Source organism: Pseudomonas sp. Pseusp3 (assembly GCF_047304225.1).
Classification (GTDB): Bacteria; Pseudomonadota; Gammaproteobacteria; order Pseudomonadales; family Pseudomonadaceae; genus Aquipseudomonas; species Aquipseudomonas fluorescens_CD.
Map to the genome: position 1 here is coordinate 1 of NZ_JBGLYV010000174.1, position 7,229 is coordinate 7,229.

General features: G+C 60.0%; 7 protein-coding genes and 1 pseudogene. 3 read left to right on the forward strand and 5 right to left on the reverse strand.

From position 1 onward, the window contains the following. A pseudogene (locus ACCD00_RS29685) lies at positions 1-689 on the forward strand (glutamate-5-semialdehyde dehydrogenase); the annotation flags it as partial. 61 nt (positions 690-750) lie between these two features. On the opposite strand, the gene ACCD00_RS29690 reads toward ACCD00_RS29685, so the two are convergent. Then, positions 751-1,410 (reverse strand): carbonic anhydrase, encoded by a 660-nt coding sequence (locus ACCD00_RS29690; RefSeq protein WP_413428773.1) that lies wholly within the window; start codon positions 1,408-1,410, stop codon positions 751-753. A 61-nt stretch (positions 1,411-1,471) separates the two neighbouring features. Next, a complete protein-coding gene (gene cynS / locus ACCD00_RS29695) occupies positions 1,472-1,939 on the reverse strand; it encodes a cyanase (RefSeq protein WP_007971791.1) in 468 nt (155 codons plus the stop codon). A gap of 123 nt (positions 1,940-2,062) precedes the next feature. On the opposite strand from cynS, the gene cynR reads away from it, so the two are divergent. Then, on the forward strand, positions 2,063-2,944 hold the full coding sequence (gene cynR / locus ACCD00_RS29700; RefSeq protein ID WP_413428774.1) for a transcriptional regulator CynR: 882 nt from the start codon (positions 2,063-2,065) through the stop codon (positions 2,942-2,944). A gap of 199 nt (positions 2,945-3,143) precedes the next feature. Here cynR and ACCD00_RS29705 read toward each other — a convergent pair whose 3' ends face one another. From ACCD00_RS29705 to ACCD00_RS29715, 3 genes are all read right to left on the reverse strand, one after another. Beyond that, on the reverse strand, positions 3,144-3,473 hold the full coding sequence (locus tag ACCD00_RS29705) for a hypothetical protein (protein ID WP_413428775.1): 330 nt from the start codon (positions 3,471-3,473) through the stop codon (positions 3,144-3,146). 523 nt (positions 3,474-3,996) lie between these two features. Next, positions 3,997-4,500, reverse strand: a complete 504-nt coding sequence (locus tag ACCD00_RS29710) for a GNAT family N-acetyltransferase (RefSeq protein ID WP_413428776.1) — start codon at positions 4,498-4,500, stop codon at positions 3,997-3,999. 64 nt (positions 4,501-4,564) lie between these two features. After that, entirely contained in the window at positions 4,565-6,514 is a 1,950-nt protein-coding gene (locus ACCD00_RS29715; protein ID WP_413428777.1) for a DNA topoisomerase III, read from the reverse strand. A 269-nt stretch (positions 6,515-6,783) separates the two neighbouring features. Here ACCD00_RS29715 and ACCD00_RS29720 point away from each other — a divergent pair, with 269 nt between their 5' ends. Then, positions 6,784-7,152, forward strand: coding sequence for a DUF427 domain-containing protein (locus ACCD00_RS29720; protein ID WP_413428778.1), 369 nt, complete (start codon positions 6,784-6,786; stop codon positions 7,150-7,152). Positions 7,153-7,229 lie beyond the last annotated feature (77 nt).

A 7,229-nucleotide genomic window follows, 5' to 3' on the forward strand; every position in this document is an offset into this window, starting at 1 on the left:
CGGTCAGCCTGCACGGCACCGGTGGCGCCTGGCTGATCGCCCATGCCGATGCCGACGCCCAGCGCTTTGCCGCGGTGGTGCGCAACTCCCTGGACCGCAAGGTCTGCAACACCCTGAACGTCTGCCTGATTCACCGCGACCGCGCCGCTGAACTGGTGCCGCTGTTCCTCGATGCACTCAAGCAGGCCGGCACCGCACGGGGCCAGGGTTGCAAGCTGCACATCGTTGAAGGCTGCGAGTCGTACCTGCCGCCAGACTGGCTGGCGGCAACGGTCAAGGTGTACCGCGCCGAAGGCTATCAGACCGAGGCGCAGGCCGAACCGTTGCCGGAAGCTCAATTGGGTCGTGAATGGGAGTGGGAGGAAACCCCGGAAGTCAGCCTGAAAATCGTTGACGACCTGGACAGCGCCATCGCCTTGTTCAACCGCTACAGCCCGCAATTCACGGTGTCGTTGATCAGTGAAAATGCAGAGGCGCAGGAGCACTTCTACAACGCGGTCAACGCGCCTTTTGTCGGCAATGGCATCACCCGTTGGGTCGACGGCCAGTACGCGTTGAACAAGCCGGAACTGGGTCTTTCGAACTGGGAGAGCGGGCGCCTGTTTGCTCGCAGTGCGATTCTCTCGGGTGATGGTGTGTTCACCATTCGTAGCCGCATGACCCAGATCGACCTGGGCGTCAAACGCTGAGCCGGAACAATCAGTGACCGCTGCAAGGGCGGTCACTTTCTTCAACGATCGGCGGCGCTGATCAAGCGGCCTTGATCACTTTGGCCGATACGGCACAAGTGCCTGGGTATTCGACCAGCGACAGGAAGCTTCGGCTGTCGGCATCCAGCGCGTCGATCGAACCGGTCTCGATGTCGTACACCCAGCCATGCAGGTTCAACAGGCCTTTTTCCTGGGCCAGTCGCACGCTCGGGTGTGTCTGGATGTTGGCCAGTTGGGCGATGACGTTTTCCCGAACCATCGAACTGACCTTGGCCGCTTCACTGGCGTGTGGCCGGGCTTCGTTGATCACTTTCGCCGACTCGGCGTGTTGCAGCCAGCCGCTGACGGCGGGCAGGTGGTCCATGCATTTGCACTTGGCCACCGCCGTCATGGCACCGCAGTCCGAATGGCCGCAAATCACGATATCGGTCACGCCGAGCACAGCGACGGCATATTCGACCGTGGCCGACACACCACCCGGATGCGGGCTGTAGGACGGCACGATGTTGCCGGCGTTACGGATCACGAACAGTTCACCGGGCTCTTGCTGGGTCAGCAGTTCCGGCACGACACGACTGTCGGAACAGGTGATGAACAGCGTGCCTGGATGTTGGGTGGTGGCCAGGTGTTTGAACAGGTCGGTGCGTTGCGGAAAGGCTTCTTTCTGGAACTTCAAGAAACCGTCGATGAGCGCTTGCATGATCGCTTCCTCATGGCTGGGCAGGGTTCGGCCCGCACGGGGCGTGCGGGCCGCTATCAACTTAGAAAGGACGCAGGGGCAGGAACTTGCCGTCGAGGGTGATGACTGCGCGGGAGCCGCCTTCCGGGTCTTCTACTTTTTTCATGTCGAGCTTGAAGTTGATCGCGCTGATGATGCCGTCGCCGAACTGCTCATGAACCAGGGCTTTGAGGGTGGTGCCGTAGATCTGGATCATTTCGTAGAAGCGGTAGATGGTCGGGTCGGTCGGCACACCCGAGAGGCTGCCGCGCAGCGGGATGATCTGCAGCCGGGCCACGGCGTCGGCGTCCAGTTCAAGTTTGTCGCCGACTACTTTGGCCGCGCTTTCCGGCAGCGGATGTTGGCCGAGCAGGGCAGCGGTGACGTAGGCCAGGCTCAATCCGGTGCCGTCGGCCAGGTCCTGCCACGACAGGTTTTTGCGCGCCTTGGCGTCAAGGACAGAAGTGGTCAGGGCCAGGCTTGGGTCGTTGTAGGCATGGGACTGTTGCATGGTGATTCTCCTATCGGAAGGGATGTTGCTTGGGTGTGGGGCCATCTTCTGCCGATCCATCCATAGCGTCCAAGACCGATATACAATGCTAGCCATAAGTACTGCCTATAGATGGAGAATCCCATGTTGCTTCGACATTTGCGTTACCTGCTGGCGGTGGCCGACCACGGTGGTTTCACGCGCGCTGCCGAAGTGCTGCATGTGTCCCAGCCGACCTTGTCGCAGCAGATCCGCCAACTGGAAGACTCCCTGGGCGTGAGCCTGTTCGACCGCACCTCGCGCACGGTCAAGCCGACCGATGCCGGCCAGGCTTACATTGAATGCGCGCGGCGGGTATTGGTGGAGCTGGAAGCGGGCAAGCGTGCGTTGCACGACGTGAAGGATTTGTCCCGCGGGACCTTGCGCCTAGCCATGACGCCGACCTTCATGGCCTATCTGGTAGGGCCGCTGGTGCGCGACTACGTGGCGCGTTACCCGAACATCCACCTGGAGATTTTCGAGTTGTCGATGGACGGGATAGAGGCCGGGCTGGCGGATGATTCGCTGGATATCGCGATTGCGTTCGATCAGGTGAGAAGCACCGACATCGAATCGATCCCGGCCTTTACCGAAACCCTGGGGTTGATGGTCGGGCGCGATCATCCGCTTTACGAACATCAGGACCCGTTGTCTGCTGCAGAGGTGGCTCAGCTTGAGTTTGCGCTGCTGACCCCGGACTACATCACCCGTACGTGCATCGACGAGTATTTCGCTCAGGTGCAGATCACGCCCAAAGTGGCGATTGAAGTGAACTCGGTCAACACGCTGCTGGAAGTCATCCGGCATTCCTCCATCGCCACCATCCTGCCGGAACCCATCGCCACGCAGGATCGGGCATTGCGCAAACTGTCGATGCTGGGCGCAGCACCTGAGCGCGGGGCCGCGTTGCTTCGGCGCAAGAACAACTACCACAGTGCGGCGTCACTGGCGTTTGTGGATCTGGTGTTGGGGGCTGATTTTTCCTAACGACGACTAAACCCTGTAGGAGCCGGCTTGCCGGCGATGGACTCAAGTGCGCCGCTTTTATCCGGGTTACACGCGTTATCGTTAACGACTATCGCTGGCAAGCCAGCTCCTACAAGAGGGCGTGTCCTGGACGAAAAAAAGGCCTGCTCTTTTTGGGAGCAGGCCTTTTTATTTATAAGTCAGTAATGACTCATTTCAATCAGTAGAACCGGTCAATCACCCGAACTTCGTTCTGATTCTGCATCGAGGCCCAGGCCTGTTTCAGAGTTTGCAGAACACTACCGATGAAGTCCTTGTCGGCTGCGGCTTTCTTGCCGACATAGCCCTGGCCGCGACGGTACATCTTCAGTCGGGCGAGCAGGTTCTGGTTGTTCTGGTCGAACTCTGCTTCATGGGCGTGCGGCGACAGGCAGTCGATATGCACCTGGCCACACTTGCTGATCCAGAGAATATGGCTGTCGTGGCTGTCTTTTTTTGCCGCGAACATACGAGCCAGTTCATCGATAGTTGGTTGATTGTTCAGATTCATCATAAAGCCCCTTGACCAATTGGTGATCTTTCAAAGTTGATTCGCTAATACAGGTAGCCCATCGGTTAGTTGATCCCTGGCACCGAAACCAGGACGTCAGCGTTCGACCGCCTTATCGGGCGGGGTCCTGCGTCTGTTGCATGTAGTCGTGTTGAATAACTGCTACGCAATAGCGTCACAACGAAGAGAAGCGGCGAAAACCTTAAGGCCACTGCCGACGTTTTCAGGGTCGACCACAAGCTTCATGAGGATTGCTCGCCAAGACTTCTCGCCCTTGTACTGGACGTTCAGGCCAGGTCAGCTTCTTCAATCTGCCTTGTGGGCAGCGTGTATCCGGGAAAAACAGCTCGGCGGTCAGACGAGCTTGCTCAAACGTGTTGCCTGTACTCCCGATCGGGGAGACGTCTGCATCATGCAAGGGCAAATCGGAGGCGTCAACGGTTTTGTAGTGATTATTTTTAGTCACTACATATTGTCCTACAAAGCCGTTGGGAATTAGCACGGGGAGTCGAGTGTGTGCCGGTCAGGGCGACTGGGGCGGACACTGAAAGCGGTAAAAAGTGCAGGGATGGCGGTCAACCACCTGCTGATGCAAGGTGAGCCCGCCAATGTCGAGCCCTGGCATGACGGCTGCCCAGAACAGCCGTGCCGGCTGATTGGCCTCGATATGGAAAATCTGCCATTGACCGGGGAATTGACTCAAGAGGGTGGACACGACAAACCGGGCGGCACCCTGGCCACGAAAGCGTCGGCTGACGAACAGATAACCGATGTTGTATTCGGCGCCGGGTAGATGGGTCTGGTTATCCACGGTCACGAAGCCGGCCAGTTCTGCGTCGACCTTGATCAGGAAGGGGCGGGTGGCCGGGTTTCGCCAGTAGTCCGACATCGGCTGGATGTTGAAGAAACCGTAGTCACCCAGTTTCAGCGGTAACCATTCGCTGAAATCGTAGGTATAGAACTGCATCAGGTTTTCGATGGTTTCCAGCTCATCGCGCTGGGCGGCGTGCAGTTCTATCGAAGACATGTGAAGCGGCTCCTGACAGATCACGGGACAGGGTTGATTATGACCGGCGCCACAGGGTTCTGTGTCAGGTTTGAGTTTTGCCGGCCGGTTTTGCCCTGCGTTGGGTGCCGCCCGGCTTGCGCTGGGTGCTCTTGCGTTTCTTTTTCCATGGGGCTGCGGCGCGCCCGGCGGGCGGTGGACCGCTGATGGTCAGGCTCAGCCCGGAGCAGCGACTGACCTGTTTGCTCATCCACGCCGCCTGTTTGGTGACGAACTCTTCCAGGCTCATTTCCCCGCTTTGCACCATGTCCAGGGCCTGTTCCCAGATCGCCGTGGTGCCCGGATCGGCGATGGCCCGGGGCACGGCGTCGATCAGGCTGAACGCGGCCGGTGTAGCGGCCAGGGCCTTGCCGTTCTTGACCAGATAACCACGGTCGAGCAGGCCCTGGATGATCGACGCGCGGGTCGCTTCGGTGCCGATGCCGGTGGTGTCCTTGAGCTTTTGCTTGAGCAGCGGGTCTTCCACCAGTTTGGCGACATTCTTCATGGCCTTGATCAGGTCGCCTTCCGTGAACGGTTTCGGCGGTTGCGTCCAGAGGTCCTTGAGTTGCACGCCGGCCACTGCGCAATCGATGCCTTCGGCCAGGTTGGGCAGTGTCTGCGGCGCGGGAGCTTCGCGGCCCCTGGCCGGCGCCAGCGCTTCGGGCAGGGCGCGTTTCCAACCCGGCTCGATGATCTGCTTGCCCACTGCGCGCAGGGCTTCGCCGGCACAATCGAAGTCGGCCTGGGTGCGGTCGTATTCGTGATTGGGCAGGAACTGCGCCAGATAGCGGGCGCGGATCAGGGTGTAGACCGCACGCTGCTTGCCCGCCAGCTTGTCGAGGTTCTTCGCCGCAGCGGTGGGGATGATGCCGTGGTGAGCGCTGACCTTGGCATCGTTCCAGGCCCGTGAGCGCCGTTGCGGATCGAGGTGATCGTGCAAGGCGTTCAACGCCGGATCGGCCTGGCGCAATGCAGCCAGGATGGCCGGTGCCTCGCTGTGCTGACTGAGGGGCAGGTAGCCGCAATCACTGCGCGGATAGGTGATGACTTTGTAGGTCTCGTACAGCGCCTGGGCGATGTCCAGGGTTTCCTGGGCGCCGAGGCCGAGCTTCTTCGAACAGACCTCCTGCAGGGTGCCCAGATCGAACGGCAGCGGGGCCACTTCGCGCATCCGCTCGGTGCGCAGCTTGATCACCCGCGCACTGGCCGCGCCACTCATGGCGGCCGCCGCTTGTTGTGCCAGCGCCTGATTCAGGCAGCGGTCCTGATCGTCACAAACCGCGGATGCCGCGCGCCATTGCGCCGTGAACGCGGTGCCATTGTGCAGCAGCTGCACATCGATGGCCCAATAGGGGACGGGCACAAAGTCGGCGATGCTGCGATCGCGATCCACCACCAGGCGCAAGGTCGGCGTTTGCACCCGGCCGACCGGCAACACGCCTTGATAGCCGGACTGGCGCCCCAGCAGGGTGAACAGCCGGCTCATGTTCATGCCGATCAGCCAGTCGGCCCGGGAACGCCCCAGGGCCGAGTGATAGAGGCTGAAGGTTTCGTTCCCCGGTTTAAGTGCCGCGAGGGCCTTGCGGATTGACGCATCGTCCAGCGCCGACAACCAGAGGCGGCGGATCGGTCCGCGATAGCGGCAATGCTCCACCAGTTCCCGGGCGATCATCTCGCCCTCGCGGTCGGCGTCCGTGGCAATGATCAGTTCGGAAGCTTCACCGAGCAGGCGCTTGACCGCCTTGTACTGGCTGGCGGTGCGCGGCTTGACGGTCATTTTCCACTTTTCCGGAATGATCGGCAGGTCGGCCAGCACCCAGCGCTTGTAGCGTGCGTCGTAGGCATCCGGCGGTGCGGTTTCCAGCAGGTGGCCGATGCACCAGGTCACCGTGACGTCTGTTCCCAGCCAGCAGCCATCGCCCCGGCGTTTAGCGCCGAGGACCGCCGCAATGTCTTTGGCCTGGGAAGGTTTTTCACAGAGGTACAGCCGCATAACCACCATCGTCGATCTATGTGCCAGAGGTGCACAGAATGGCGGTTGATGGACGATCGGGCAATCTTTATCTGTATGGATGTACAGTTTTGTGTGTCGCGACGACTGCCTTGCTCCCGTTCGGCTGCGAAGCAGTTGCATGGGTGAAACTTGGGTTATACCTGATAAATCGTGGTCTCAGGTTTTGGGGTTGCTGCGCAGCCCATCGCGGGCAAGTCACGCTCCCACATTGATTTGCAGGTCCATCACCGTCATGAGGAACGTATTCCATGAAAAGCTCCGGTCCTAGTCCTGTCATCACCATCGCCGAGCAGCCCGGCTGTCTTTTGGTGAAGTTCCACGGAATCCAGGTGGCCGCATCCTCGCGCGCGCTGGTGTTGCTGGAGGCCAATTACCCGCCGGTGTACTACGTGCCGCGAGAGGACATCGACGAGAAGTATTTCGCCCGCACTGATCACACCAGTTATTGCCCGTACAAGGGTGATGCCAGTTATTTCAATTTGCAGGTCCCGGGTCATGAGGGCGCCAACGCGGTGTGGAGCTACGAGAATCCCAAGGTCTCCGTCAGGCAGATTCAGGAGTACATGGCTTTCTATCCGGATCAAGTGAAATTCGAGGTCATCGAACTCGACGAGTGATTGTCGTTTTCGCTGCGACAAAGAAGCCACGATCTACTGGCCTCCTGTGGGAGCGAGCAAGCTCGCTCCCACAGGAG

Coding starts and splice junctions, on each gene's coding strand:
- ACCD00_RS29720 (WP_413428778.1), top strand. CDS start 6,784: ATGAAAAGCTCCGGTCCTAGTCCTGTCATCACCATCGCCGAGCAGCCC.
- cynS (WP_007971791.1), bottom strand. CDS start 1,939: ATGCAACAGTCCCATGCCTACAACGACCCAAGCCTGGCCCTGACCACT.
- ACCD00_RS29710 (WP_413428776.1), bottom strand. CDS start 4,500: ATGTCTTCGATAGAACTGCACGCCGCCCAGCGCGATGAGCTGGAAACC.
- ACCD00_RS29690 (WP_413428773.1), bottom strand. CDS start 1,410: ATGCAAGCGCTCATCGACGGTTTCTTGAAGTTCCAGAAAGAAGCCTTT.
- ACCD00_RS29715 (WP_413428777.1), bottom strand. CDS start 6,514: ATGCGGCTGTACCTCTGTGAAAAACCTTCCCAGGCCAAAGACATTGCG.
- ACCD00_RS29705 (WP_413428775.1), bottom strand. CDS start 3,473: ATGAATCTGAACAATCAACCAACTATCGATGAACTGGCTCGTATGTTC.
- cynR (WP_413428774.1), top strand. CDS start 2,063: ATGTTGCTTCGACATTTGCGTTACCTGCTGGCGGTGGCCGACCACGGT.